22 protein-coding genes are annotated in these 25,457 nt (G+C 43.4%); 4 read left to right on the forward strand and 18 right to left on the reverse strand.

Features of this window, described 5'->3' with window-relative positions:
* Positions 1-41 precede the first annotated feature (41 nt).
* The gene (locus ACT7WV_RS01300) at positions 42-1,049 is read right to left on the reverse strand and encodes a zinc-dependent alcohol dehydrogenase family protein (RefSeq protein ID WP_445101157.1); all 1,008 of its coding nucleotides are present in this window, start codon (positions 1,047-1,049) and stop codon (positions 42-44) included.
* Positions 1,050-1,458: 409 nt separating this feature from the next.
* Here ACT7WV_RS01300 and ACT7WV_RS01305 point away from each other — a divergent pair, with 409 nt between their 5' ends.
* Positions 1,459-1,725 carry a hypothetical protein gene (locus tag ACT7WV_RS01305; RefSeq protein WP_445101158.1) on the forward strand — a complete coding sequence of 89 codons (267 nt, stop codon included), beginning with the start codon at positions 1,459-1,461 and terminating at the stop codon, positions 1,723-1,725.
* 93 nt (positions 1,726-1,818) lie between these two features.
* Here the strand turns inward: ACT7WV_RS01305 and ACT7WV_RS01310 are convergent, their stop codons facing one another.
* The 5 genes from ACT7WV_RS01310 to ACT7WV_RS01330 all read right to left on the reverse strand — a co-directional run bounded on the left by ACT7WV_RS01310 (position 1,819) and on the right by ACT7WV_RS01330 (position 5,881).
* Positions 1,819-2,169, reverse strand: a complete 351-nt coding sequence (locus tag ACT7WV_RS01310) for a hypothetical protein (protein WP_445101159.1) — start codon at positions 2,167-2,169, stop codon at positions 1,819-1,821.
* A 145-nt stretch (positions 2,170-2,314) separates the two neighbouring features.
* On the reverse strand, positions 2,315-2,677 hold the full coding sequence (locus tag ACT7WV_RS01315; protein WP_445101160.1) for a DUF952 domain-containing protein: 363 nt from the start codon (positions 2,675-2,677) through the stop codon (positions 2,315-2,317).
* 83 nt (positions 2,678-2,760) lie between these two features.
* Complete coding sequence (locus ACT7WV_RS01320) at positions 2,761-4,404, reverse strand: CocE/NonD family hydrolase (protein ID WP_445101161.1); 1,644 nt, start codon at positions 4,402-4,404, stop codon at positions 2,761-2,763.
* 167 nt (positions 4,405-4,571) lie between these two features.
* Positions 4,572-5,024, reverse strand: coding sequence for a cupin domain-containing protein (locus ACT7WV_RS01325; RefSeq protein WP_445101162.1), 453 nt, complete (start codon positions 5,022-5,024; stop codon positions 4,572-4,574).
* An 89-nt stretch (positions 5,025-5,113) separates the two neighbouring features.
* Positions 5,114-5,881: a cysteine hydrolase family protein gene (locus ACT7WV_RS01330; RefSeq protein WP_445101163.1), complete on the reverse strand. Its 768-nt coding sequence runs from the start codon at positions 5,879-5,881 to the stop codon at positions 5,114-5,116.
* Positions 5,882-6,362: 481 nt separating this feature from the next.
* Here ACT7WV_RS01330 and ACT7WV_RS01335 point away from each other — a divergent pair, with 481 nt between their 5' ends.
* Together ACT7WV_RS01335 and ACT7WV_RS01340 are read left to right on the forward strand one after the other, a co-directional pair.
* The gene (locus ACT7WV_RS01335; RefSeq protein ID WP_445101164.1) at positions 6,363-6,881 is read left to right on the forward strand and encodes an EVE domain-containing protein; all 519 of its coding nucleotides are present in this window, start codon (positions 6,363-6,365) and stop codon (positions 6,879-6,881) included.
* 443 nt (positions 6,882-7,324) lie between these two features.
* Positions 7,325-8,692: a sensor histidine kinase gene (locus tag ACT7WV_RS01340; RefSeq protein ID WP_445101165.1), complete on the forward strand. Its 1,368-nt coding sequence runs from the start codon at positions 7,325-7,327 to the stop codon at positions 8,690-8,692.
* A 16-nt stretch (positions 8,693-8,708) separates the two neighbouring features.
* On the opposite strand, the gene ACT7WV_RS01345 is transcribed toward ACT7WV_RS01340, so the two are convergent.
* The 5 genes from ACT7WV_RS01345 to ACT7WV_RS01365 form a co-directional block, all read right to left on the reverse strand.
* Positions 8,709-9,521, reverse strand: coding sequence for a creatininase family protein (locus ACT7WV_RS01345; RefSeq protein ID WP_445101166.1), 813 nt, complete (start codon positions 9,519-9,521; stop codon positions 8,709-8,711).
* Between the two features lie 53 nt (positions 9,522-9,574).
* Positions 9,575-10,939, reverse strand: coding sequence for an FAD-binding oxidoreductase (locus ACT7WV_RS01350; protein WP_445101167.1), 1,365 nt, complete (start codon positions 10,937-10,939; stop codon positions 9,575-9,577).
* A gap of 187 nt (positions 10,940-11,126) precedes the next feature.
* A complete protein-coding gene (locus tag ACT7WV_RS01355) occupies positions 11,127-12,131 on the reverse strand; it encodes a methyltransferase domain-containing protein (RefSeq protein WP_445101168.1) in 1,005 nt (334 codons plus the stop codon).
* Positions 12,132-12,136: 5 nt separating this feature from the next.
* Positions 12,137-13,306 carry a fatty acid desaturase gene (locus ACT7WV_RS01360; protein WP_463424134.1) on the reverse strand — a complete coding sequence of 390 codons (1,170 nt, stop codon included), beginning with the start codon at positions 13,304-13,306 and terminating at the stop codon, positions 12,137-12,139.
* Between the two features lie 183 nt (positions 13,307-13,489).
* Positions 13,490-14,785 carry a cytosine deaminase gene (locus ACT7WV_RS01365; protein WP_445101170.1) on the reverse strand — a complete coding sequence of 432 codons (1,296 nt, stop codon included), beginning with the start codon at positions 14,783-14,785 and terminating at the stop codon, positions 13,490-13,492.
* A 341-nt stretch (positions 14,786-15,126) separates the two neighbouring features.
* Here ACT7WV_RS01365 and ACT7WV_RS01370 point away from each other — a divergent pair, with 341 nt between their 5' ends.
* Positions 15,127-15,636, forward strand: a complete 510-nt coding sequence (locus ACT7WV_RS01370; protein ID WP_445101171.1) for a CAP domain-containing protein — start codon at positions 15,127-15,129, stop codon at positions 15,634-15,636.
* 17 nt (positions 15,637-15,653) lie between these two features.
* On the opposite strand, the gene ACT7WV_RS01375 is transcribed toward ACT7WV_RS01370, so the two are convergent.
* The 7 genes from ACT7WV_RS01375 to ACT7WV_RS01405 form a co-directional block, all read right to left on the reverse strand.
* Positions 15,654-16,913, reverse strand: coding sequence for a hypothetical protein (locus tag ACT7WV_RS01375; protein WP_445101172.1), 1,260 nt, complete (start codon positions 16,911-16,913; stop codon positions 15,654-15,656).
* A 183-nt stretch (positions 16,914-17,096) separates the two neighbouring features.
* A complete protein-coding gene (locus ACT7WV_RS01380; RefSeq protein ID WP_445101173.1) occupies positions 17,097-17,978 on the reverse strand; it encodes an ABC transporter permease in 882 nt (293 codons plus the stop codon).
* 85 nt (positions 17,979-18,063) lie between these two features.
* Positions 18,064-18,876, reverse strand: coding sequence for an ABC transporter ATP-binding protein (locus ACT7WV_RS01385; RefSeq protein WP_445101174.1), 813 nt, complete (start codon positions 18,874-18,876; stop codon positions 18,064-18,066).
* 74 nt (positions 18,877-18,950) lie between these two features.
* The gene (locus ACT7WV_RS01390; RefSeq protein ID WP_445101175.1) at positions 18,951-21,152 is read right to left on the reverse strand and encodes a caspase family protein; all 2,202 of its coding nucleotides are present in this window, start codon (positions 21,150-21,152) and stop codon (positions 18,951-18,953) included.
* A gap of 116 nt (positions 21,153-21,268) precedes the next feature.
* On the reverse strand, positions 21,269-22,006 hold the full coding sequence (locus ACT7WV_RS01395) for a TVP38/TMEM64 family protein (protein ID WP_445101176.1): 738 nt from the start codon (positions 22,004-22,006) through the stop codon (positions 21,269-21,271).
* Between the two features lie 797 nt (positions 22,007-22,803).
* Positions 22,804-24,432 (reverse strand): mechanosensitive ion channel family protein, encoded by a 1,629-nt coding sequence (locus ACT7WV_RS01400; protein ID WP_445101177.1) that lies wholly within the window; start codon positions 24,430-24,432, stop codon positions 22,804-22,806.
* Between the two features lie 345 nt (positions 24,433-24,777).
* A complete protein-coding gene (locus ACT7WV_RS01405) occupies positions 24,778-25,116 on the reverse strand; it encodes a DUF3040 domain-containing protein (protein WP_445101178.1) in 339 nt (112 codons plus the stop codon).
* Positions 25,117-25,457: the final 341 nt, after the last annotated feature.

Genomic DNA, 25,457 nt, shown 5'->3' on the forward strand with positions numbered 1-25,457 from the left:
TTTCCATTTTCTATTGACAATTGACCCGCGCGGCGAGCTTTTCAATTTTCAATAATTAAGGCAATTTTGCCAGTCATTGAGCCAGTTTCCAGCGCTTGATGAGCAGCAGCAGCTTCTTCTAAAGGAAAAGTATGGCTTAGGTGAACTTGCAGCTTGCCTTCGTCAATTAAGCTGGCACATTGCGTAAGAATCTCACCTTGGTGTTCTTGAGCAGCAGCTAGTCCCAGTAAGGCTGGAGTGAGCATTAGTTCTAAGCTGATGCTGAGGTTTCGCTGCCTAGCAGTTTTCAAATTACCTTGGCTGGGGTTAGGTTCAAGAATGGTCACTATGTTCCCATAAACCCGCACGGCACCACAAGTATCGTAGAAACTTTTCCCTCCTACAGTATCAAAAGCCAGGTCAACTCCCTCTCCCTGAGTCCAGTCAAGGGTAGCTTCCACAAAGTCAGTTTGTTTGTAGATAATAGGATGATCAGCACCTAGCTGACGGACTAAGCGCGCTTTTTCTTGGGAACTGATAGTAGTACAAACTTCGGCCCCTTTGAGTTTTGCTAGTTGGATAGCAACGTGGCCAACCCCACCAGCACCCGCGTGAATTAGTACTTTTTGGCCGGGTTCTAGACGTCCTCTGTCATAGAGTGCTTCCCAGGCGGTAATTAGCACTAAGGGTGCGGACGCAGCCTCGGCAAAGGAGAGGGACGTTGGTTTGCGAGCCACCCATCGCTGATCAACAACCGTTAGTTGAGCATAGTTGCCTGTACCAGACTTTCCTAGTCCTCCCGCACAAAAGTACACTTCGTCACCGACTCGGAACCGCTTAACCCCAGAACCAACAGCTTCCACCACACCTGCACCGTCACAGCCTAGGATAGCGGGCATTTCCTCAGGATAGAAGGTGCCTCGGCTACGCAGTTTGGTATCAATCGGGTTAATACCAGCAGCGTGGAGACGCACCAGCATTTCAGTATCTTGTGTAATTTTGGGTTCTGGTACTTCCTGGAGTTGCAGCACTTCTGGTTCGCCTGCTGCGGTCATTAATACTGCTTTCATAGGTCTTTTTTGTGCTTTAGACGAGTTGCTTTTACTAAAAACTCTACCGCAGCTAGACAAAATCAACGCAGAGGTGGCAGGTAATTGATAGGTATGTTATTATCAGAGGCTTAATTGAGATTAAAATGCATTTAATCGTAAGGGATTAAGCAGTTACTTAGCATTTACCTACACTTTTGATCCTCAAAAGCTAATAATACCCGGTGTTCTTAGGAAAAATATTGCTTGGTTTTACCAACTCAAGCTTTAGCCTCGTTTGCTCAGAGACACCATCTTACAGCTAGTGAGAAAACAACGCTCTACCAAGGCTTTGATTGAAGATTCCTGAAATCAATATCGCTTTACGTATTTTAAAGAGTAGTACATTACTCAAGTTAAACATAGGCTTATGCAATTGACTGCTATCGCCATGGCGAGAGAAAAAACTTTATTAAGCCTCCTAATTATGCTCTTGCAATTTCTCTGTTACGGTTGTTTTGTTCCGATGGTGCAAACCAACTCTTGCAGTGCTGCGGAAGATCAGGTAGTCAAGGCTCACCAGCAGTATACTGAGGCACTTCAACAGCTATCTAATGGTTCTATCAGTGAGAAAACTGCCCAAGAGCTACAGGCAAAACTGCAAAATCGAGAGGAAGCTGAAGAAAATGCCTTTGCTCGATGCTACAAGTATAATTGATTCGATGCCAAGGTCGCAATAACTTACAGGAAGAGAATTTACACGATTGTCTTACTTTGGGCTATTCAGCGACAACAGGATGCTTAGTTTCGTTTACTCATTGAGCCTGTTTTCTAGGTTAACAATCCGCTCTTTGAGTTCGATTACCAAGGTGGCTAGCCGTTTAAAAGTAGGATCATCTGCCAAAGTTGAGGAACTTGCTTGGGAGGGAAGCTGTACAGGTGGTACTGGCAGATTGCCTGTCTGAGATCGAGACTCCGTTGCCATCAGTCTAGATACCTGAGATTCCAGGCGATTTACCTCTGCCCTAAGTTGAGTGGTGTTTAATTCTAATCGGGAAAGACGGGACTCCAGAGCAGGTGAGGCAAAGACTGGAGTACAACTTCTGTTAAGTAACAATATTAACACCAAAGTCAAAGCCACTCCAAGCACTCGTAACAACATTTTATTAGTTTAAATTACTTTAAATAACTAACTGGGTAACTTTAATTATAGGAAACTGCCAAAATGCTGTTTTGATTTTTTGACTGCATTACATATAGCCAAGAGACGAATTTGATGGGATTTGTTGATTTTTGCTAGAGGTTTATCAGAAGTCGTAATTGGCTGCTAAAAAGTTAAACTTGCCGTCTTCGCCAGACTGGAAATCAAGAACTTGAAAAACGGCATCAATGTTGAGAGGACCATAAATATGGGGGAAGTAATTTTGTCCGTCTAAACCTTCATAGCGAATTTCAGCCTGCACCCGTTCAGCATCAATGCACAGCAGAATTAATTCCTTGTAGCCGAGGAAAAAGGTGTTTGCTACTTGATTGATTTGTAGTGGTGTGGAACAATGGATAAAGCCCTCGGAGTCAAGGGTATCACCTCGGTAAGTTCCCTGTAGTTTTGCTTGCTCCCATGGTTGAGGTTGCGTGATGTGCAGGATGATTTCATCGTGTTTGTTTAACAATATCTTCAGTGTATTTCTCTGTTTCTTGTCTTGTTTTTCAGTTATTAGCAAGTGTCTTGGGAAAGTTGTCTAATAAAACTAGTTCAATCGGAAGTTGGTAGAACTACTGGTAAGACAACTCGCGATAAGTAATCTCCCCCGCAACTCACCTTTAAAGTAACAATTTGACTATCTATCAGGCGAGTTTCACCAGCCGCTGCACCAGTTCCCGGATTAACGGGATAGGCAGGAAAACAAGCTGCACTTAAACTCAAACGTAAAGCATTACCTTGAGTAAGGCGCATGCAAGTCGGCTGTAAGCTAATCCTCAGCAGTGCCGTCTCTTGAGCAGAATTGACTCGCAGATAACCTTGAGTGAAGTTGTAGACCCTGCCGTTAGTATGTACCTCAGAGAGTACAGCACACAAATCAAAACTAGGAGTATCTGCTGTACACCAGACTTCTACCACTACTTCCCCCGCCAAAAGCAAATCTTCTCGTAACGCTGGGGAGGTGTAAGTTAAGACATCCGTGCGACAATCAATTGCAGAGCGATCGCATGAGCCAAAGGGTACGGCTGCATGACCACCCGAAGCTGGAACAGGACGCCAAGGATCATGGACAAAGACATCTTGACATAAAGCAATGTTATCATCCTCTACTAAAAAACCTGCATCATCTCGTAAACTGGCTAAACCAGAACTCGCTAGATAATAAGATTTTTGAGGACTACTCGGCCAAGCGTCGCAATAACGCCAGTGGTTACTACCCATCTCAAACAGGCAAATAGGTGGTTCATCGAGAAAACCGGTATCAATGCCTTTAAGAAATTGATCAAACCAACGCACCTGTAACTGATCAACGGGACTATTAGCCCCAATACCATAGTCTACAGTTCCCACTCTGCGCCCCCAAGGAATATGCGCCCAAGGACCAATCAGCAGATGTTGCAGTTGAGTACTGCGGACTGCCATATCCTTGTATAGATGAATATTGCCCCTTAAGAAGGTGTCAAACCACCCACCAATATGAAGCATTGGTAGGTCAACATCTTGCATCAACTGCCGAGGAGAAAGTTGCTCCCAATATTCACTAGGATAGGGATTATTGAGCCACTGATGGTAAAAAGAGTCTGGGGCTAATGCCTTGAGAATATCAGGACGAGCAGGATATTGATCGTAGAGGGGCAAATTTCGCGAAGCTGCGTAAAGCTTGTGATACGCTGGTTCGTCTCCCTGTAAACGTGCTGTTTCCGTCGCTAGCTGCATTGCCCAACCCAGGTTGGCTTGCAGACAAAAAGCGCCACCTTCGTAAGCCCAATCGCTATATAAGTCATAGCCAATCATTGCAGGGCATAGGGTTTTCAGAGCAACCGGGTGCGCAGCCGCAGCATAAAGCTGAGTCATGCCTTGGTAAGAAAAGCCATACATACCGACGTTTCCAGTGCTACCAGGCAAGCTGGCTGCCCAGTTAACAGTCTCGAAGCCATCCTCAACTTCGTAAGCAAACAGGTCAAACTTACCTTCTGAGGTGCCACGTCCCCGGACATCTTGAATAACTACCAGATAGCCTTGGGCAGCATACCACGCCGGGTGGGCATAAACTACAGTAGAAGCGATCGCTCTGCCGTAGGGTTGCCGCATCAGTAATACGGGAAACTCATCCTCAGCATCCGGACGATAAATATCAGCATCCAACCGTACCCCATCACGGGTAACCATGGATGAAGTTTCTTTTTTAACCTTCATCAAAACGTTTGCCAAAGGCACTGACAGGAAAGAACGAAGTCATCATTCTACCAGTACCTAGTAACTAGAGGGACTTAACTATTGGCGTTGCATAGTTACAGGATGATTGGGGATTCTTTCCCCCTTATCCCCCTTTTGATTACCTGATTGTGCAACGCCCTAATTTCTTACCAAGATACCAGTGCATCTGTGCGACCCAGAACTCTCAAATCCTCTTCGTCTAATTCCACGGGAGTGCCACTGCGAATTAGTTCGGCAAAGTCCTCGTTAGGCACCATCAAGCACAGTGCATACAAGCGGCCAGAACCAGTATTTTCGATTTCGTGAATGCCCGTCGGAGGAACTAAAAGACTGTCTCCAGGACGAATAGCAATGGTTTTGCCGTCACAGGTAGCTAAGCCTTCTCCTTTGAGGATAAAGAACATTTCTACAGCAATTTGATGGCGATTGGGAGGAGTCTTACCACCCACATCAAAAATCTCCACACAAAAGGTCAAAGAAATATCAGAAGCGGCTGGATCAAAGACTATTGCTAAGCGATTGCTGTCATTAGAACTAATGCGAAATGTCTGATAGTCTTGGGGAGATTTAACTACCGGAATCATGCAACGGGAATCCATCGGTTATTCCTCTTGTAGGAGTGGAAATTTATCAGTGCTTAGTTCTGGTTTAACTGAGAATTACTAAGGCTAAACTTGAAATTACTTCCCTATTTGATTGCGGCTAAAATTGCTGATGAATCTGTCACAAAACCGAAGCACTGATTGACATTATAGAGGGTTGCTTGTAAACAATACTCTGGAGAAGTTGTCGCGGTACAATCTTTGACCAAGATACAATCATAGCCAAGAAAGTTGGCATCCTGTAATGTTGCCATCACACACTGATCAGCATTCACTCCCGTAAAGAACAGAGTGGTTCTGCCCAGGTTCCGTAAAATGCTATCGAGGGGAGTATCCCAAAAACCGCTCATGCGATACTTATCTACACGAATATCCTCTGGGTGTTGCTCTAATTCTTCCACTACAGCCGCCGCCCAACTGCCGGCCATCAGCACTGGTACTCCCCTAGAAGGTAGTAAATCACCGAGTCCGACACCTTCGCCTGTTGGATTGTAAACATGCCGCAATCCAGCGCCAATATTGAGTAAATCGGGGCGGTTTCCCCAATTCAGCCAAATTATGGGCACTTGGGCGGCTCGTAATTCTGGTAACAAGGTTGTCAGAGGATTGATCGGATCACGGGCCGGTGTTACATCTACTCCAATATGGGCAAGCCAACCCTCTGGATGACAAAAGTCGTTCTGCATATCAATTACCAGAATCGCCGCTTTTGCCACATCCAAGTTTAGGGTTTTAGTATCTGTAGTTACAGTAACAATACGGGGAGTTAGTGGTGGACGGGTAATATCTGCAGTCGCATCGTTCACTCTCCAAGCATTTGGTGGCACACCCAAGCTATACATAGGTCGCTGCATAGGATTTGTATTCTTTAAAAACATCCAATCTCTTTGCCGGTAAAGAAAATAATAGTAGTTTGATCCAAGGCTAAATTATCGGAAAAAACAGGTATTGGAGACCAGTTTTTACAAAACTTTATCTAGATTAGTTGACAACAACGCAGTGATTGGTATTATCAAAATGGCTAGCTATAATTAAAATTAAAAGTCTCATCATATTGACTAGACAATAAAAGATAAAATTACTTAAACAAGGCATAAAACTATAGAATTGCAAACAAGATTATCGCTATAGTCATTGATGGGAAACTAAAGCCCAAAAGCTACTTCCTCAAGAGAAGTACGGCTGTTGTCTGGTGGAATATTTGTAGAGGATTACTTGTTCGAGCAACCGCAGTTCTCTAACCCACTGTATTTAGTTAGAAGAGGCTAATATTAGTATTCCTTGACAAACAAAATCTACTGTAGTCTGTAATCCATTTCCCATTTTTTATTTGCCATGAATTATTGGCTACTTAAGTCAGAACCCAAAACCTATAGCATCGCGGATCTTCAACAACAGCGCGAGACTATTTGGGACGGTGTTCGCAATTATCAAGCTCGCAACTTTTTACGTCAAATGCAGGAAGGAGATTTAGCTTTTTTCTATCACTCCAACACTAAACCTCCCAGTATTGTTGGGTTAGCGCAGGTAGTAAAAACAGGTATTGCTGATCCGAGCCAATTTGAGCAAAATAGTCAATATTACGACCCTAAATCTACTCCTGAATCCCCGCGTTGGCAAACAGTTGCCCTAGAATTCCTAGAAACTTTTGCCCACCCAATATCATTGACGACACTAAAAGAGATGTTTACTTCTGAAGAGCTAATTGTAGTGAAGTCAGGAAATCGGTTATCGGTAATGCCTGTCGCGGAAACTGTAGCTCAAAAGATTCTGGAAATTAAAGTATCCCCAGAAAGGAAGGGAGACAAAGAGGAAAGTTTCTTGACAAGTCCTCTAATGTCTGGAGAGCGTTAGCGTAATCAACTGACAATGCCTACCGCCACGTATTAAGGCAACGGCAAGCAGGGTTTCGAGTATCGAAGTTTTCAATCGTTTAAACCTCAAACAAGAGGCTTCAGCTTCTAGAAGCGTGTCCTGTTAATATGATCCATTATTTGTCTTTTCCTAGAATCTGAATTGGTATTAGTCGCAGACTGCTGAGGAAGTTCTGTTGTGCGTTTGATGTGTTCCATAATCTGCTTTTTGCGTTCTTCAGAGTTAGCCATAGTTACGAGAATTGGTGAGTACAGACTTATATTAACTTATGTAAAGTTAATGGGGTCTGACCTCAACCACTCGACTCACCCAACTGGATGAGACTATTGGGTGTAGCAGGATGATCACTAATTAGTCTAGGCTCAAGAGGCAGTAAATATGTGTTCTTGAGAGAACGCTGTGAAGATGATTTTCCGAGCAAGATGCAGCTATCCTCATACCTGAAAGCGATTCTAGCTTGGTGTAAGCAGCTTAAAGCGACCCCGACTTCCAAGGAGTACCAAAAGAGACGGCATCGCTTGTGGTTAGAGCGATTGCCTGTGGGGATCTCGATTGCCATAGTTTTGGTCTTGATTTACTTCATCCTTAATCTCTTGGTGGTGGTTCCGGCGCTAAATGCTAGTGGCAATCCGGAGCGATTTTTCAGCCAAGAAAAGATTTGGTTGCGTCTGTACTTTCCTTTTGCGGTTCAGGAGTTGGGCTTATTTTTGTGCTTGACTGTACTCAAAACTCCCATAGCAAAACGTTATCCAGAATTAATTTTCTTAGGTTTTTCTTGGTCAATTTCGCTGTTACCGCAAATCCAGGCGACACTGCAAGGACAGGCAAGTATACCCGATGTAACTATCCTATTTCTGGGTCAAGCAATCTTGATACCCATTCAGTGGCGCTACCATTTAATCTCGCAGGTAGGAACGCTAGGTTACTTTGTTCTGATGAGTCTACTGGGCATGAGGGATCTTTCCGTGCCACCTTCTATACCTTACGGCAATGTAATTTTCTTAAATCTCGCTGACGCCGTTTTGATGTGCTTTATTGCTAACGTTGGGGTTTATCTCTACGAAAGCCTATGGAAGCGGGAGTTAGAAGTACATCAGCGCCTAGAAGTTTTTCTTCATGCAGTCTCCCACGACTTGCGCAACCCAATTCTCGGCATGATGATGGTACTCAAAAACCTGCGTCGTACCTCTGGGGAGGAAGCACGAGTATCTCCGAGAATTCTCGAACAGATGATCAATAGTAGCGATCGCCAAGTCCAATTAATTGATACCTTGCTAGAAGCTTATGCTACGGAAGCCAGAGGAATTAAGCTTCGTACTCATTCAATAGATCTTAAAGTCTTAACCGACTCTGTAATTGCAGACATGCAGCCTTTTCTAGACCAAGTTAAGGCAAATGTGAGTCAGCATATTGCTACTGAACTGCCACTATTGAAAGTGGACTCTCTCCAGTTAAGGCGCGTCTACGAAAACCTGATCTCTAATGCACTCCAGTACAACCGACCTGGACTAAATTTGACTTTAGATGCTCAATTAGAAGGAAAGTGGATGCGCTGTACTCTCAGCGATAACGGCGTAGGCATGAGTGAGGAACAATCTGCTAGAGTATTTGACCTCTACTCTCGTGGGCTTACTGCCAGACAGACTCTTGGTTTGGGCTTGGGGCTATATATCTGTAAGCAGATTATCAGCGCTCATGGGGGTACAATTGGGGTGATTAGTAGTCCGGGAGCAGGAGCCACTTTTTGGTTTACGCTGCCTTTAGCAACAACTAGAATGATGGCACGTTAACTAAAGGCAAAATAGTTCAGCTTTCTTTCCACAACTGTGGCTGGCGGAACTTATAGATATCTTTAATTACCTTTGCCCAACTATCAGAGACGGATTCTAATAAGCGATCGCCTTTTTCCTTGGTTGCTGCTGTAGCATCTCCTAACACACCACTAGCAGTTAACTCCCGCGTCACCCAGGCAAAGGGCAACTTTCCTTCCATACTCAACAGACTATCTTCTGGCAAGCCATGGGGATATTCCTTAACTGCCTTATCCATTCTTACCTGTTCTGGCAGTAGTGAGAGCATCACACTAGTTTCTAAGTCTCCAGCATGAATGCCATATTCTAATTCTTCTGGAGTTGTTAACTCTTTGCCGGGATAGGGTACTCGCCAAGTAAATAAGGGAAAAACCAAGAAATCCTCATGCTGTTGATGAATATCTCGTGCAGCAATTTCCATGACTTGTGGCTGTCCCCCGTGGGAATTCATTAATACTAATTTGCGAAAACCTGCCCGATAAATACTATCTGCCATTTCCATGAGTACTGCTAAGAGTGTTTGGGCAGAAAGGGTAATAGTACCAGGAAAATGCCAATGTTCATTGGATTTGCCGTAATAAAGATTGGGTAAAGCATAAGCAGGAATATCTGGTTCCAGCTTAGTCAAGGCTTTACCAAGAACGCCGACACCAATTGCCGAATCGACAATAAGAGGTAAGTGAGGGCCATGTTGCTCAATAGAACCTACGGGTTGAATAATTACCACATTCTCTTTATCTGGCATCGCCTGGATATCAGTCCAGGTGAGGTAGGGGAAAAAACGTTCTGGGGGTATAGGGCTATGCATTATTGTTTTTATAGGTAACTCAATCCGGCTTAATTTTCCTACTAGGTTTAACCCTACCCATGAGAGTTTTTCAACTCCTGCCAAGCTCTCATTTTGCCAGGATTAAGTAACCCATAAGGATCGACCATTTTCTTAAATTTAAACTGCTCCAGATCCACAGTTTTCATACCCCCATCTTCCAGAATATAGGTGTGGGGATTAGCAACCATTACACCATTGGCTTCGTGATAACTAATAATCTCATTCAAGCGTTCTTCCGTCGTATAACGTACTATTTGCAGTGCTGCTGGCATGATTTCTCCACCAAGACGGAGAAACTCTAAATGCATGATCACTTCATCGCCAAAGTGCTGACACATTTGCTCCACCAAAGTCAGGTTTTTATCCACGGGAAAAAGGCTCTGTAAATAGGTAAGTGTGGGGTCAACACTACGGACATGCAAGGTAGTATGATTCCAGGTAAACTCTGCCAGCAGAGTTCCCTTACCAGCTTCTTGGGCAGTTTTATTATAAGTAACTTGACCGCTGTATTCCTCAATTAAATCTTGCAATGGTTCAAGAGAAGATTCAGCAATCATCAGCAAAGCACAATGCTTACCTTCTGGGAGATAACTCTTTAAAGCTGCAAAATAAGAAGGAATGGGCCAAGCATGGATGCTGACTAATTTCTTAATTAAACCGTCGGCATAACTCAGGGATTGACCAAATTTAGCTGCCGTCATAAAGTCGTCAAAGACAACAATTAATTCCGCCCAAGGATAGGCAGGACCAAGGGGAATTTCTAACTCAGTAATAATGCCATTGGTGCCGTAGGCATGATTTACCTTTTGTACGTCATTGCCGCGTAATTGAATTACACGTGGTTGATCTTCCATCGTGACAACTCTCACTGCCTGAAGATTACCGCAGTCGCGTAATTGACCATAAGTAATCGAGCCAATTCCGCCACTACCTCCACCAATAAAGCCGCCAATCGTGGCTGTGCGGTAGGTAGAAGGAGCCATACGTAACTCCCAGCCTGTCTCCCTTGCTTTTTTGTCAAAAGCTGCCAATTTTACCCCAGGTTCAACACAAGCCAATCCTGGCTTAATCCAGCGAATCCCATTCATCTTAGTAGTGTCGAGAATCACGCCACCCTTGAGAGGGATACACTGACCATAGTTACCTGTACCCGCCCCCCGAACTGTTAACGGCACCTGATATTTAACGCAAACTGCCGCCACTCGTAGTACTTCTTCCTCACTACTAGGACGAACCACTAAATCCCCTCTCTTATCAGCCAATTGACCTTGTAGTACTGGACTAAAGTGATAGTAGTCAAGGGACAATTTAGCAATTTGTGTAGGTTCGGTGATAACTTCTATCCCCTCTAGTTCAGAAGTTAGAGCATCCCAATCTATTGATGGCTTCGTAGTCATTAGTTATGAATTTTTTGTTGATAGTCGAACTTTAGCGGCAGATTAACGCGGCTTTACGTGGAATGGCACTGATTTAACAAAATTCATCTCAACCGATCAATCCCTGTGCAGGGGGCTTGGGGGAGGCACTCGTCCCCCAACGGGGGGCTTGGGGGGAAGCCCCCCAATCTTGGTTTTTCACGACAAACTAATAAAGTTGCTCGTAAGCTTGACCCGTTGCAGTTGAAACGGTCTGCGTTGATAGCGGTAGTACATTAGCCCGCTGAGCACGAAACATCCCGAATCGGCAAAGACCCGTGCCAAATGCCAGCCGCATCAGTAGAAGGGTGGGGACTTCTCGCAGAGATTTGATAAAACCCGGTAGACCAAATCGCACCAGTCCACTCGGTCGAATCACGCCTTGCCAGATCGAATCAAGCCAGGAAGGAAGGGTTTGTTCTGTCCAGTCTGCGGTTGTCACCTCTCCCTCAACAAAGCCTGTTGCCTCCAAAAGCTCAGAAAAGCCTTCAATACTAGCAAATGCGGGATGGGACCACTGATCGAGTAGTTGTTGCATTACGGGTCTTTCCCAAACATTAAGGGGCTGGTGGCGGTCGTCCCGCTGATTCCAATCGGCAACAACCAGTACACCACCGGGCTTGATCACGCGCATCAACTCTCTGGCAAAAATGGCTTTATCCGGCATGTGGGGCCCGGCTTCAATCGACCAAACCACGTCAAAACTCGCATCAGGGAATGAGAGTGCCATGGCATCATCTACCTGAAACTGTACATCCAGTTCCTGGGGAGTGAGTTGCTGGGCGCGTTGGACTTGTTGGGGGCTGATGGTAATCCCGGTGACGGCAAACCCATAATCCTTTGCCAAAATGCGGCTACTTCCACCAATGCCACAACCAACATCTAAAACAGTGGTGCCACGAGGTAGCTGATCTAAACCACCCCAACGCACCATCTCATGCACAAAGTCAGATTTTGCCTTCAAAAAATCCTTGTCCTGTGGCGGCGAACCATAATGCCCCAGGTGGATATGTTCACCCCAGTAAAACTCCAAAATGCCGTCTTCCGTCCATTGGTCATAGGAATTAGCTACAGAGTCAGATGATTGGTAGCGACGGGCGGTGAACAGATAGAAAACAAGCCCTACTATTAATATTGTCAGGAGAATACCCAACACAGAAAAAAATAGATGCATCAGAATTAAGCCTCAACATTTTTAACAATCGTTTGTACCATATCAGTTCTTTCTAGAAGACTTTGTTCTGTATCTAGAGTAAGAGATTGGGCAGTTTGACGAAATGATGCGATCGAGGCAAGGCTACTTGAGGCAGAATCCCACAGTATAAATTTGAAACAGTCAGGAATATCTGCCATGCGCAGTGTTTTTACTTGAGCCAGCAGGTGACTATTCTTATTGTGGCAAGCTTCGAGGTTGTAATTGGGAATTCTTTCTGAGAGATGATGGATATTGTGGTAGCCAATGTCTGCGGAAAACCACTTGAAAAACCAGGGCAACTCTAGGTAACTACTACCCTGAATTGCTCCCAGCAAATAGTCCCAACCTTCGGTTTTATGGGCGTAAGATCCATCAAAGTTGTGCTGCACAAAAAAGACGCAGATGAAGATCGCCGCAGCACAAGTTAGCGTGATTGAGTAAACGCTCAAGAAGAAACCAAATCCCAGTGAATAGCCGAGAAAAATCCAGCCGCCGACTACGCAAATATTGTTGAACAGTAGATCCCAAAACTCAGCTGTAGTGTACCAATTTTTCGACTTATAAGAGGAGATAATTACCGCTAAACTCATGCCTAGATCTTGCTTCCAGCAAGTCAGCAGATGACCGATAAAATCATAGGTTCCTGCGATCAGAGCAAGTCTTGGCTTAATAGCAAGGTAGAAAAAACCTCCGGGAAAGATCATCAACGGGTGCCTGAGAAATTCATACCACCTTTGAGCCGATGGACTGAGTTTGGCAAATTCGTTGGTCGAGAGCAAGGCAGAAGGACCACGATAGCGATCCCAATCACCGTTGGTTTTGTGGTGATAGGCATGTCCTCTTGACCAGGGGTATTGGGGTATTGCATTAATGACACCCAAAATAAAACCAACGACTCGATTAACCCTTCTTGAACTAAAGAGGGAATAGTGTCCGCAATCATGCATTAAAGAAAAACAGCGCACGGAAAAGAGTGTGATCATCATCATGATTGGCGGCAGCAACCAAAAGGAAATAAAAGCTGCTTTGACTGCTAAAAACCATAAAAAGACATAAGGGACAACTGTATTTAAGATTTGATAAGTCGCCCACCAATTGTTGCTTTTCATGTAAGGATTTAGGACAAAATTTGATTTTTTTATTGTGGTTCGCATTGAAGATAAACTCTATACTGATAATAGTTAATTTCGTTAAAATGCTGAAATTGGGACAAAACTGCAATAAAGGAATTAGGTTTTCTACATTTTAGGTGATTGTATTGTCATGACTAATTTACACTAATTACCAGCCATCTATCCTTTTTTATCTGTGTGTATCAGTGGTTCCTTAATTTCTACTTACGAGCAACTATCCAATTCTGCATAATCCGGCAACTTAGTCTCAATTTTTTTACCATTTCTCAGGACAACACGATCCTGCTGCGGGCGAGATAATAATTCGCTAAAGTAACGTCCCTTAAACAAAATTAAATCAGCAGGTAGCCCTACAGCAATCCTTCCCACATTGGGCAAACCAATTAACTCAGCTGCTGTCTTAGTAACAGCACTAGGCCAATCACTATAAGGTGTATCTAAATGGGCAATCCGTACTGCTTGAGTAAAGACTTCCAAAAGATCATGGTCGCCAAAACCATAAAAAGGATCGCGGCAGTTATCACTAGCAATAACAGCGGGAATGCCGTAGTCTTTTAGTTCGTTTAGTAATGTTACTCCCCGCCATCGTGGTGTACGGCTAGATTGTCGATCTTGTAGATAAAGATTGCACATCGGTAAACTAACAATACCAATGCCTGCTTGCTTTACCAGTTGCAGAGTTTCTGCAACTAAATCTGCTGTTTGTACGGCTAAACTACAACAGTGACCACAAATAATTTGCCCTGTAAACTGATTGCGTAGAGCAGCTTCTGCTACCTTTTTCAGGCAAATAGAATCGGGATTGTTGTTTTCATCAGTGTGAAAGTCAAGATTTAAACCCCGTTCTTCAGCTAACTGGAATACTTGATCAAGTTGGGTATCTAATGCGGGATTTGTATAAGCAACGCCCCCAAGAATACCTCCTAACTCAGCAATTTTGTCAGCTAGGGCAACTCCTTGAGCTGTTTGGTAGTAATCTAGGGTGACTAGGGAAACTGCTTGTAGGGTAATTCTTTCTTGCCACTCCTTTTGCAGAGCTTGAAACACCTCTAGACTAATTTTTCCCTGCTCAGCAAAAGAGTCGATGTGAGTGCGGATAGCTTTCGTACCGTGAGCATAGCTGCACTTGAGACCAAATTCCATGCGACGATAGACATCTTCAGCATACCAGTGCTTTTGGCTATAAATCTGGCATGCTGCTAGGGCGTTAGCAAACGTACCATCCGGGTTAGGCGTACGCTCCCAGATATGACCTTTATCGAGGTGGGTGTGCATATCCACAAAACAAGGCCACACTTGTCCTCTGTGCAAATCAAAAACTGGCAGAGAAGCAGTATCACTACCATCTGAGGGAGTAATTTGAGCGATCACTCCGTCGGCTATTTCCAGATCTACCAAGCACAACTCCTGTTTAATTGGCTTGGGTAAATTGGCATTTTCTATTAAAGAAGCTGGCACATGGGCATTTTTTATCCAGTAACGCCCTGAAGTAGTAATCATCTGAATGTATAAAGTAAATATTGTTTTAATGTACCAAACTTCTTCTGCACTCTCCCTGTAAGAGAAGGGTTGGGAAATAGGTCAAATTGTATAGCACTCATCTAAGAAACACTATGATTTATCTCGTCGCTTCTACTAATAAACCTGACTTTTTCTGACTTTTTTGAGCAAATATCTGAATTTTTCCGACTGACCAATTATCCTGGCCATCTGCTAAATTAAATAAACATTCTACGAAGTCCTATCAGCAAAAAACTTAAAAATTTGTGTTAAAGCAAAGTACTTTCTCTGCAAAAAAGAGATTAATTGATTTTCTAATACCTGCTCTCCTAGGTATTAGTTTGACCACCATAGCTCCTGGCTTGACAAGAGCAGCCTCTGCACCAGAAATAGTGCTAATTCAAGAGAGTAACTTAGCACAATCAAAGTCTCCTACTCCTCTTTTGCTGGCACAAGCCGCTTATGAAGCTGAGTTATGGCAATTGACTAATAAGGAAAGAGCAAAAGTCGGTGTTCCTCCCTTACAACTTAACTCCCATTTGGGTCAAGCGGCACAGAGTCATGCTGAGGATATGGCAAAAAATGGCTTTTTTTCTCATACTGGCTCTAATGGTTCTAGTACTCAAGGGCGGGTTGAAGCTGCGGGCTATGCTTGGCAAAAAATAGCTGAAAATATAGCAGCAGGACAAACTACTCCACAGGAAACAGTTGAGGCATGGATGGATAGTCCTGTACACAAAAGCCATATTCTAGACCCGGAACTAAAAGAAATTGGCTTTGGTTATGCGAGGAATTATTCGTCTGTACACAAGCATTATTGGTCGCAGCTTTTTGGCACACCTTCTATTTAAAAATCTTTTGAGGACTGCTATTTTTGTTGAGAGTTCAGAGCGTCTTCAATGGTACTCAACTCTAAATTAAACTTTTGGGCAATTGCTACTAAAACCTCCGTTTCTGCTGGAGTAATCATGCTATCAAGCTGAGCAATTTTATAGCACCGAGCCAGTAAAGAAGGCGCTAAATCTGGATGCAGTTGCTCTAAGAGCGCCTCTAGGGGTTGAGGAGATTGTAGATTAGCAGCTATCCTATCTACAGAGCTACTTGGCAAAGCAAGCTGCTGTAACTCAGGCACAATATCTGACCAAGATTTTTCGGGACAACTAGTCAAAATCATTTGAACTAGAATCTGATCCATAATCACTCGCTGAGCAACCATTGCCTTGAGATAGTCCTCGCTTTCCTGTTGAAGAACAGCGGCGGTAACTGGCTGTGTTTGAGGATTAGTCTTCGCTTCATAGAAGTGGCGAGCGACGTAACCTAGGGCGTAAAGCATGATAGCATTACTAGAAGCCCCCACCATTGCCCCCACACCAGGAAGAATTTCCACGACACTTAACCCAGTTTTGAGGACTCCTGAGCTACCCAAAGATAAGCCAAAAATCCCCAAGACTTCACCCCGGCGTGCTGGATCTTGCAAATCTAAACCATAGGCGGCGGCAATCTGATAAATCATTTCTGCTTGTAATTTAGTTGTTGCCACTAAATCAATCCCGATAAAAGCAACGGCAATGGGGGGAATAATGTTGGTTACTAGTCCAATACCGCCTGCGTACAGAGACTTCTCAACCATCAGACGATGAGCAATCTGGCTGGGGGTTTCTTTGGGATACTTAGACTGTAGCTCCCTGACACCGGAGAGTGCTTGCTTCTCATCTACCTGACCAACTATTGTTAAGAACCAATCTGCGCCTGGAAGCTTGATAATAAACTTCAGTAGGGGATTTTCTGCGATCGCAGCCAAAGTTTGTCCTGTACCTGCTGTAGCCTGTTCTAAAAGCTGTTGTGCTGCTTCTCTTAGCTGGGCTGCAAGTTGGGTGGTTTCTGAGGCTGCACCGCCAACAGTTTCACTAACTGTTGCAGCAGTTTTTGCTACATCCTCGATTACCTTGGAGACTCCGGCTACAGTTTCTGCAAGATTTTTACTCGTTTGGGAAACCGTGTCGGTAATTGCCTCGTTTACCTCAATGGCGACATCAATCAGAGGAGAATCGGATGATTGTTTTTCTGCTGAGGTAGATGAATTGATTGGTTGCTCGGATTGAGTTTCCCGCTTGTCATCAATACTCATAAGTAAGATTAGTCAGTTAACTAGCTAGTCATTATTTTTTCAGGATAACTCGCTCCTACCTTAATCGGCTGGTTTCAAGTTAGATTAATCACTAACTTCACAGGCAAGAGAAAATAACAAATTGAGCTGTACACACCAAAATCTGGCTTATAGACTCATTTTTCAATTAAGCATTTAACCATTTTAATTCTCTCTTTTAAGAGTGCTGTCATGCCATTTGCTTAGCAATAAATCAGACAAAGCTGTCAACACGATGAAGATCATCACGCCCAAACTCGTAGTCATCAATAAGGCAGCAAACATGCGAGGAATTTCTAAATTGTAGCTAGACATGAGAATTTGGTAAGCAATTCCTGAGCGCGCCCCGCCCGTTCCAGCAACAAATTCAGCGACTACTGCACCAATCAACGCCAAGCCGCCACTAATTCGTAATCCTCCCAAGAAATAAGGTAAAGCACTCGGTAAACGTAGATAGAGGAGAGTTTGCCAACGGGATGCTTTGTAAAGCTGGAAAACATCACTTAAGTTCTGCTCAACACTTTTGAGTCCTAAGGTTGTATTAGAAACAATCGGGAAAAATGCCACAAGCCAAGCACAAACCACTAAGGCAGCAAAAGTATTGTTTCTCAGCCAGACAATAATTAAAGGAGCGATCGCTACTACTGGCGTTGTTTGTAAAATTACTGCGTAAGGAAATAAACTCCGCTCAATCCATTTATTTTGGGTAAATAAAGTTGCCACTAAAAGACCAGATACAGTCGCCAAAATTAAAGCAGATACTGTAATTTGCAAAGTAATTATCAGTGAATTAAATAATGCATTCCATTCACTTATTAGTGTCTGTAGCACCAACAATGGCCCAGGTAGTAAATAAGATGGTACTCCTGTTACTCGCACCAAAATTTCCCAGATTAGTAATACTGTTATACCTACTACTACCGGAGCAATTACATCTATTGATGCTAATTTTTTCAGCAGCCTCCTGCAAAAAATAACAGTTGAGTTGACTCTAGTAGAGTTTTGATTACTTCCATTGGCATAACTTTCTGTTTTCCTGGATGGCATATTCGCAAACTCTTAATTGGCAGTACTGTCTGCTGTCACCTTCTATCGGTCAATCTAGCAATTATGCTCAGGAATTGTGGTTACTTTAGTTAACTGCTGAGTCAAGTAGTTGATCAGTACTCTTAGTTATTTTGTGATGCTCAAACCCTGCGACTGCTTCCTGTAAACGAGCAGAAATCTCACGAGAGTATTCATTGCACAACCGAGAAGTGCGAAATTCTTCAGTACGAGGATAAGCCGCCTCAATTGGTATATCAGCTACTACTCTACCGGGACGGGATGCCATAACAATCACTCGATTTGATAAATATACTGCTTCGTAGATATTGTGAGTAACAAACACCACTGTCCAGCGTTGCTGTTGCCATAAACCCAGCAAATCACTATTAAGCTTAGAACGGGTCATTTCGTCTAAAGCGCCAAAAGGCTCATCCATCAGTAGAATACTTGGTTGAGTAACCAGCGCCCTAGCAATCGATACCCGCATTTTCATGCCGCCAGAGAGTTCGCGGGGATAACTGCGCTCAAATCCAGCCAAACCTACAAGATTAATCGCTTCTTGCACTAATCCACGGGATTTTTGTTGAGAGACACCCGCCAGTTTTAAGGGTAGACGGATATTTTCTACAATATTTGCCCAAGGCATCAGGGCGGATTCTTGGAAAACAAAAGCTAACTCCGATGATGATTGAGTTTCTTTAAGTTCGATCATGCCGGAACTGGGCTTACCCAAGCCAGCAATTAGCCGCAGCACCGTACTTTTACCGCATCCAGATGACCCGACAATACTGACAAATTGTTGTTGTTCAATGGTAAGGTTCATCTCTTGCAAGGCAAGAGTGCCATTAGAGTAAACTTTGCTGACGTCGTGAAGGGCAATGAGAGGGCGAGGACTCATCTGAAATCAATGCACTCCTAGTGGCGGTTCTTGATCAAGGGTAATTGTGCTGAATTTGAGCAAAAACACCTCTACTAAATTACTTCAAAGGTGACCGAGAGTGTTGCTATTTCACTAGCACTCACTTCTTGACTAACATTAGTGGTACTTCCGGTGCCACGACTTGTACTTAAGTCATCGAGTAAATCACCAATCACTGCAACTGGTTCCTGGGGCGTCAGGGGCCCGCGATCTCGTCTGAGTTCTGCTGCTAATGATTGTAAGGTCAGCAGGGCTTTTTTGAGTGGTGCTTGGCTGGCAATTACTAGCACTTCGCCAATTCCCAGAGATCCCGCCACTAACTGAAAACCGTCTAATTCTGGGTTAGGAATCAGCAGCGTTTGCTTAGCCTCTAATCGCGTTTTCTCCTCTGAGTTGTGCCACTGATTGGGAAACAGAACAGTCAGTCCTCCTGTGGGGTCAATTACTAGAATACTCAGGTACAGGGGTTGAGATTCTTGGTTCGTCACCCGGAACTGAAAGGGCGTATTTAACTTTAACTGTTGGGAAAGCTGGCGGTTGCTTTCTTTTATGCTACTGCGATCGCGAGTTGTAAATGCCTCAGCAATCAATTCTTGCTGATTCTCTGGCGTCATTGCCACTGCTATATTTAACCGCGATGAGTTGGCGTTCAGGGTATGTTTGACAATGCGGACTGCTAGTAAAGATTTGAGTTTAGTTTGTAAGCGAAAGAGAGCATCTTTTACTGTCTCTCCCGGTTCACCAAATGAGTCAGGAAGTACCTCGTCTCGTCCTGGGGACAACAACCCAATGCTTCCTACTGGGGGAATCTCTTCTTCTTTGAGGTTGCTGGAAGAAGAACGCCATGCTTGAATAACTTCTGGGATCATCCGACTCAAGAGGTAGTGTATCTCACCTTGGTAAGGCACCTCTGTTCCTTGAAAAGGCACTCCCTGAAAACGTCCCATGGTAGCTAGTGCCTCCCTAGCCACCGTAGTATCATTTACCAGGGTTGGGTCAATACCGATGCGTAACTTTAAATTACCAGGAATAGCTCTTGTTGATTCTTGCAGTAAAGTCCCTGGTTGTAAGGAGGGCATAGTAGCCGTTTCGACTATAGTCCCTTCTCCAATTAAACCATCACGAGATTGTAACTTGACCTCTCCGGAACTGCGCCCGTCAGAATTCACAATCAAAAAACTTGCTCCCTGGTTGAAGGCTTCAATACTGCTGAAATTTAATCCCCCTAGCCACAACTTAACTTGATTCCCGTTTACCTGAGTAACTACCGCCTCTGCTGGCGGGATTTGTTGATTGACAAAATAGACAGGCTTCCTTTCATTGCCGCTTCCTGGTTTAATATCGGCTAGAGGTACTTGAAATGAGATCTGCTTAAGATCGCGGCTGATCTGGGCGATCGCATTTTCTACTGTACTAGTTTGCTGCCAAAGATACTGAGTTAAAAGGTAGGTAAAAGCACCCGCATAAAAATCATTAAAAGCTGCATCGATTGCCAGTTGATTTCTGCGTGCTGAGGCAATTACTACCCCTTTAGCTACTCCAATACTGCGTCTTTTTTCTAATTCTTCTTTGGGAAGTTTTAACCGATAAAGCCATTGCTGTTGATACTCAAATTCTGCTGGGGTGGTTTGTAAGTTAGCACCGCCGTTAGCAGAACGTACGCGAAAGTTCCCTCTAGTTCCACCACCAGAAAAACAACTATCGAGTACCACTGTGACATGCTCAGTTTTTAAGGCGGACATTAACAAAAACAGTGTTCGACCCATGATATCTGTAACTATACCTTGTTGTAGGAGGGAGCCATCATCGGCTGGGACAAAGGTACTGTTTAGTTGGTCGGGATTGACTTTGCTGGGTTCAGCAACGCGAGAACCGTGTCCGGAAAAGTGAAATACTACCACATCTCCCGGTTTGGCTTGTTTGATTAAATGCTCTTCAAAGCCTTGTAGAATACCTTGACGAGTTGCTTGATTGTCGGTCAGGATCAAGATATCATTTGCCTTGAAACCAAAGCGATGAATTAGTAGCTCTCGCTGCAATTCCACATCATTGACGCAGCCTTTTAAGCTGACAAAGCGTTCACTTTGGGGGTATTGATTAATTCCTACTAGCAACGCCAATTTGCGGGGTGTAGTTTGTCCCAAAACTCTGGCATAACGAAAACCTTGTCGCTGTATATTTAGCTGACTCAAGCCTAGTGTTGCCAAAGTAGAACTGGCAAACTGTAAGAATCGACGGCGCTTAATGGGAGGCATGAGCTCAATCCTAAAATTGTTTACCAAACTAGTTTAGTTATTATTAGGAATTTTTAAAGCTACAATGCCTGACTCATAAAAGCAAGTTTAAATAATTAAGTAAAATAATTGAATTGCTACTGAGGAAATTTGGATTTTTCTAAGGCTTTTTTGGCAATATAAGTTATGTAAACTGTAGTTGCGATCGTCAAAATTAAGCCAAGTAGATTAATCCCCCATCGGGCAGCTTTTGCTTGGGGATTAATTTCTGTTGTGCTGAGCATTGCTAGATCACCCACCAAATGTCCCAGGTAAACGTACATAACAGTTCCTGGAATCATGCCGCATGAGCCAAAAAAATAGTCTTTTAAGGAAACTTGCGTTATGCCAAAGGCATAATTTAAAAGATTGAAAGGAAACACAGGGGAAAGGCGCGTCAAGAAGACAATTTTAAATCCTTCTCTGGCAACAGCCCGATCAATTGCTTGAAACTTGTGGTTACCTTCAATTTGTTGATAAACCCAACTGCGAGATAAGTAACGCCCAATCAAAAAAGCACAGGTAGCGCCTAAACTTGAAGCAATGAAAACGTAGACTGAACCCCAAACTAAACCAAAAATAATACCACCGCCAAGAGTAAGAATAGCTCCTGGTACAAATAGTACAGTAGCTAAGTTATAGATGACAATAAAGGCGATTGGTTTGTAGTACTCTAGATGGTCAATCCAGTTTAAGGCGTTCCTTAAAATTTCCTGAACGTTAAAATATTTTGCCTGGGCGATAATCAGAGTAGCTATGAGGATTAAAATTGAAGAAAAACTGCAAAAACGTTTAATTTTTCTGCTGACCCTGTGGGGTTTTAATTCATTTCTCATGACTCACTCTCTCTCGGTTTTGCGGTAGCCATTATTTTTAGACAACATTATTTAATGTAAACATTAGTATTACCTGAGAAAAGTATTAATGATTACTGAGATGCAGGCTGCTTTTTTCTCTACAGACTTTTGGTCTGCTTTCGGATTGGGCTGTTGCAGCTTCTGTTGCATGATGTCAGCTAGTGATCAAAAAGCGAAGCAGCTTTTCTTGTAATTCCGTCTTTATTTAAGCCCGATTAAAATTAAAGCTTAAATTGTGCCACTTTTCAAATACTCAGCTTAACAATCTTTTATTCAAAGATGTATAGGCAAATACTACGAATGACGGAAGTATGACTGCCGGGAATATGAAATTCGAGGCATTAACCGGAGAGCTTTGCAACTAGAAAGCATTTTCGTTCCCTTGCAACTGGCCCAGGAAAATCCAGAAAACATTTCCCTAAATATAGTTGCTCAGTATCAAAAAATAAACCCTATAGAGCAGCAGGAGCTCGGCAGACTTTTGGTATTGAGGTGGCGGATGATGAGTAGTGACAGCAGGTGAGTCAGTGGGCGGATAAATAAATCGAGCAGTAGCTCATAATTTTTGATCTGAGTCTACAGTTGTAGAGATCGCACTATTTTCAGGTTGAAAAAGCCGTAACCAGCAACGAATAGAAAACAGATTGCTGGCGTAATCTAAGAGATGGCAGCCCCAAACGCATCCATTAGTTATCGCTATTTTCAGAAACCCATCATTTTAAGTCAGTCTCTCTCTAGCCATTCACAGACAACAACTGATGGCAAGAAGCTTCTTACTAGCTAGTCAAATCGCTCTTAAAATCATTAGTTACAGACTGGTTGCTTTCTTCTTGGTTCTTGAAAATTAACACGCGACGGGCAAAGGGAATTTCAATTCCTTCCCGATCAAAGGCATCTTTAATCATCTTGCGCAGCACTCGCTGGAGAGGTAGGTGCTTTCCCGGCTTAACCTTGGTGACTGTACGCAGCAACAGTTCAGACTCGCCAAATTTATCAAGTCCATCTACTAGTGTGGCTTCGAGGACATCTGAATATTGTTCCTTTAACTGCAATCCTACTTCCTCGATAACTCTGTAAACATGATCGAGGCTAGAGTCATAAGCTACACCCACTTCTACTACTGCGTAAATATATTGTTTAGAGTAGTTGATGATCGGCTCCATTTGTCCGTGGCGGATAATATGCTGTTGACCGTTCGGATGCCTAATGCGGGTAGTTCTTAGGTCAATTGCCTCAACAATCCCTTTGGCTTCGTTAGTCTCGATAAAGTCACCTACCAAGTAATAGTTTTCAAAGAGAATAAAAAAGCCACAGACTATGTCATTGATCAAGTTCTGCGCTCCCAAACCGACAGCCAGACCGATAATGCCAGCCGCAGCTAGGATTGGGGTGGGGTCTATGTTCAGAGCCTCAAGTATACTGATGCCAGCACAGAAGTAGATAATGTATCTGAGGGCGCTCTGGAGCAAGGGAATCAGGGTCAGTCGTCTTTGTCTCTGTAGGTCAGTGATATTCTGGTTCTTGAGCAACGCTTCTTCGACCAACAAGTGAGCCACCTCTACCAAGACTCGGCTCAAAAAGACGATGCCAATAATCTTGATAATTTTGGGGCCGTAGCTTGCTAAATCGGCGATTAACTCCACTTGTCCGACAACCAGCGTCGCCATGCTGACGTAAATTATATATTCCAGACATCGCTTTAAGAAGGGAACAAGGTGCCTGAGACGGTCATAAAACCCCAGGAAGTTATCAACACGATCATATTTATCGCTGAGAGCATCAAGACTATCGATAATCGCGGCAGTTGCTTTGAAGATCAGTAACCCCAGCGCAATGATTACGTAAATCCTCAGCAGAACATACAGATACTGGGTAACTACTTCCGAGAGTCGGAAAAATTGAGTACACCAGACTATTGACAACAGCCAGATACTGTTGGTGAAGTTGATTTTGAAGAAGCTAAAGAAGTTTTCGATACTCTCGTCATTGGCGGTAAGTTGTTCAAAGTTTTCGGCGCGATCGCGAGCTAAGTCTAGCCAACCACGAAGGATTCTCAGTGCGATCGCCACCGCAATCAGAACAGCCACACTTTTGGCAGTACCAGTGGCTAGGGTTACCCAAAACCCTGATGGTATAAGGCGCATTAACCCCAAGGTGTATCTCTGAAGGTTTTCACCTCGATAGATCAGCACACCATTAACACTCACCACGACGAGGCAGAAAACAATACAACAGACAACCAATCGCCCCTGGATTTTCCGGCGCAGAATTTTGGCACGCCTCTCCCTCTGCTTGAGCCAAGGAACCTTCATCGTCTGCTTGAAGACTCTTAGAGAAAGCCAATTGAGCAGAAAGAAAAAGCCAACCACAAGGCTGACTTCAGCGAGGATAACTAAAATGTTCACTCTCTGTTGCCCTTGGGAACTTACAACACCTTTTGCCTTCAGTATGAAGCTATAGCTAATCCTATTTAATTTTTAAACAAGGGTGACAAGGGGAAGGTATTTGCATCTCATTTATGATTGCTATAGTGTCCCTGGCATTTTTAGCATGGCATCAGCTTTTGCTCTTCCTTGTTCTCTGAGTGTAGGCCAAGGTTTAGAATATTTTTCTATTTAAATTTGGGTATCCTCTTTCTATCTGCCATCACCAATCTTCCATTTTCAAATACAGATATTTAATTTAATTAAAACCAAAAGTTTACTTAAACTTACTGTTTAAGTTTTTTAATCATTTCTTTTAATTCAATGCTACTTATCAGACTTATCAGACTCAAGGAAGAGTTTGTAAGAAACAAAAGCAATCGTGCCGACGATAATTATGCCGGCAAGCTGTACAGCTATCTTATAGCTGGCAATGACAACTAAGATTAGAGCTGCAAACTTTGCTACTCTACCTAGTTTCCTCTGCCACTGTTTCAGTAAACTTTCGCGTTTTTCTTGAGAGTCTTGAGAGACTGTTTGATAAAGTGGTGGTTCTTTTCGATAGAGTTCAGCTTCTAGTTCTCGTAGTCGAATTGCTTGCTCTCGCTCTTCAAGCTCTTGTTGACGGCGCTGAAGACTCTTGTTTTGATCATTCTGAGAATTCATTTGTACTTACTCTGTCTAGGTTGAGAATATTGTTTTAGTTAGTACCCTTATTAACAATGTTAATCAATCTGGAACGGAATTATTAGCAATTTTGCCAGCCATCGCTGATCCAAATAATTCTCTATAACTTTAACCTTAGAGCCTCAGCACTGGCTATATTCAACAATCATTAAGTTTTTATTATCTAATAAAAAAAACCTCAACGGGAAGGAGTCGCTGAGGTCAATCATCAGTGTACATCTACTGTTTTTTCCTTCAGCATGAGTATTGCCGCGTCAGGACAAATTGAAAGTATAGAGAATTCTCTACTAAAGCTAGAGTAGCCCTTCAAGAGTTGCGAG

The organism is Symploca atlantica LB2515, from assembly GCF_052546295.1.

Bases quoted from the DNA above. Each gene is read 5' to 3' on its own strand.
- ACT7WV_RS01335 (WP_445101164.1), top strand. From the start codon at position 6,363: ATGAATTATTGGCTACTTAAGTCAGAACCCAAAACCTATAGCATCGCG.
- ACT7WV_RS01325 (WP_445101162.1), bottom strand. From the start codon at position 5,024: ATGGATTCCCGTTGCATGATTCCGGTAGTTAAATCTCCCCAAGACTAT.
- ACT7WV_RS01310 (WP_445101159.1), bottom strand. From the start codon at position 2,169: ATGTTGTTACGAGTGCTTGGAGTGGCTTTGACTTTGGTGTTAATATTG.
- ACT7WV_RS01305 (WP_445101158.1), top strand. From the start codon at position 1,459: ATGGCGAGAGAAAAAACTTTATTAAGCCTCCTAATTATGCTCTTGCAA.
- ACT7WV_RS01365 (WP_445101170.1), bottom strand. From the start codon at position 14,785: ATGATTACTACTTCAGGGCGTTACTGGATAAAAAATGCCCATGTGCCA.
- ACT7WV_RS01345 (WP_445101166.1), bottom strand. From the start codon at position 9,521: ATGCATAGCCCTATACCCCCAGAACGTTTTTTCCCCTACCTCACCTGG.
- ACT7WV_RS01375 (WP_445101172.1), bottom strand. From the start codon at position 16,913: ATGAGTATTGATGACAAGCGGGAAACTCAATCCGAGCAACCAATCAAT.
- ACT7WV_RS01330 (WP_445101163.1), bottom strand. From the start codon at position 5,881: ATGCAGCGACCTATGTATAGCTTGGGTGTGCCACCAAATGCTTGGAGA.
- ACT7WV_RS01395 (WP_445101176.1), bottom strand. From the start codon at position 22,006: ATGAGAAATGAATTAAAACCCCACAGGGTCAGCAGAAAAATTAAACGT.
- ACT7WV_RS01320 (WP_445101161.1), bottom strand. From the start codon at position 4,404: ATGAAGGTTAAAAAAGAAACTTCATCCATGGTTACCCGTGATGGGGTA.
- ACT7WV_RS01380 (WP_445101173.1), bottom strand. From the start codon at position 17,978: ATGCCATCCAGGAAAACAGAAAGTTATGCCAATGGAAGTAATCAAAAC.
- ACT7WV_RS01300 (WP_445101157.1), bottom strand. From the start codon at position 1,049: ATGAAAGCAGTATTAATGACCGCAGCAGGCGAACCAGAAGTGCTGCAA.
- ACT7WV_RS01390 (WP_445101175.1), bottom strand. From the start codon at position 21,152: ATGCCTCCCATTAAGCGCCGTCGATTCTTACAGTTTGCCAGTTCTACT.
- ACT7WV_RS01405 (WP_445101178.1), bottom strand. From the start codon at position 25,116: ATGAATTCTCAGAATGATCAAAACAAGAGTCTTCAGCGCCGTCAACAA.
- ACT7WV_RS01340 (WP_445101165.1), top strand. From the start codon at position 7,325: ATGCAGCTATCCTCATACCTGAAAGCGATTCTAGCTTGGTGTAAGCAG.
- ACT7WV_RS01350 (WP_445101167.1), bottom strand. From the start codon at position 10,939: ATGACTACGAAGCCATCAATAGATTGGGATGCTCTAACTTCTGAACTA.
- ACT7WV_RS01355 (WP_445101168.1), bottom strand. From the start codon at position 12,131: ATGCATCTATTTTTTTCTGTGTTGGGTATTCTCCTGACAATATTAATA.
- ACT7WV_RS01360 (WP_463424134.1), bottom strand. From the start codon at position 13,306: ATGCGAACCACAATAAAAAAATCAAATTTTGTCCTAAATCCTTACATG.
- ACT7WV_RS01385 (WP_445101174.1), bottom strand. From the start codon at position 18,876: ATGAGTCCTCGCCCTCTCATTGCCCTTCACGACGTCAGCAAAGTTTAC.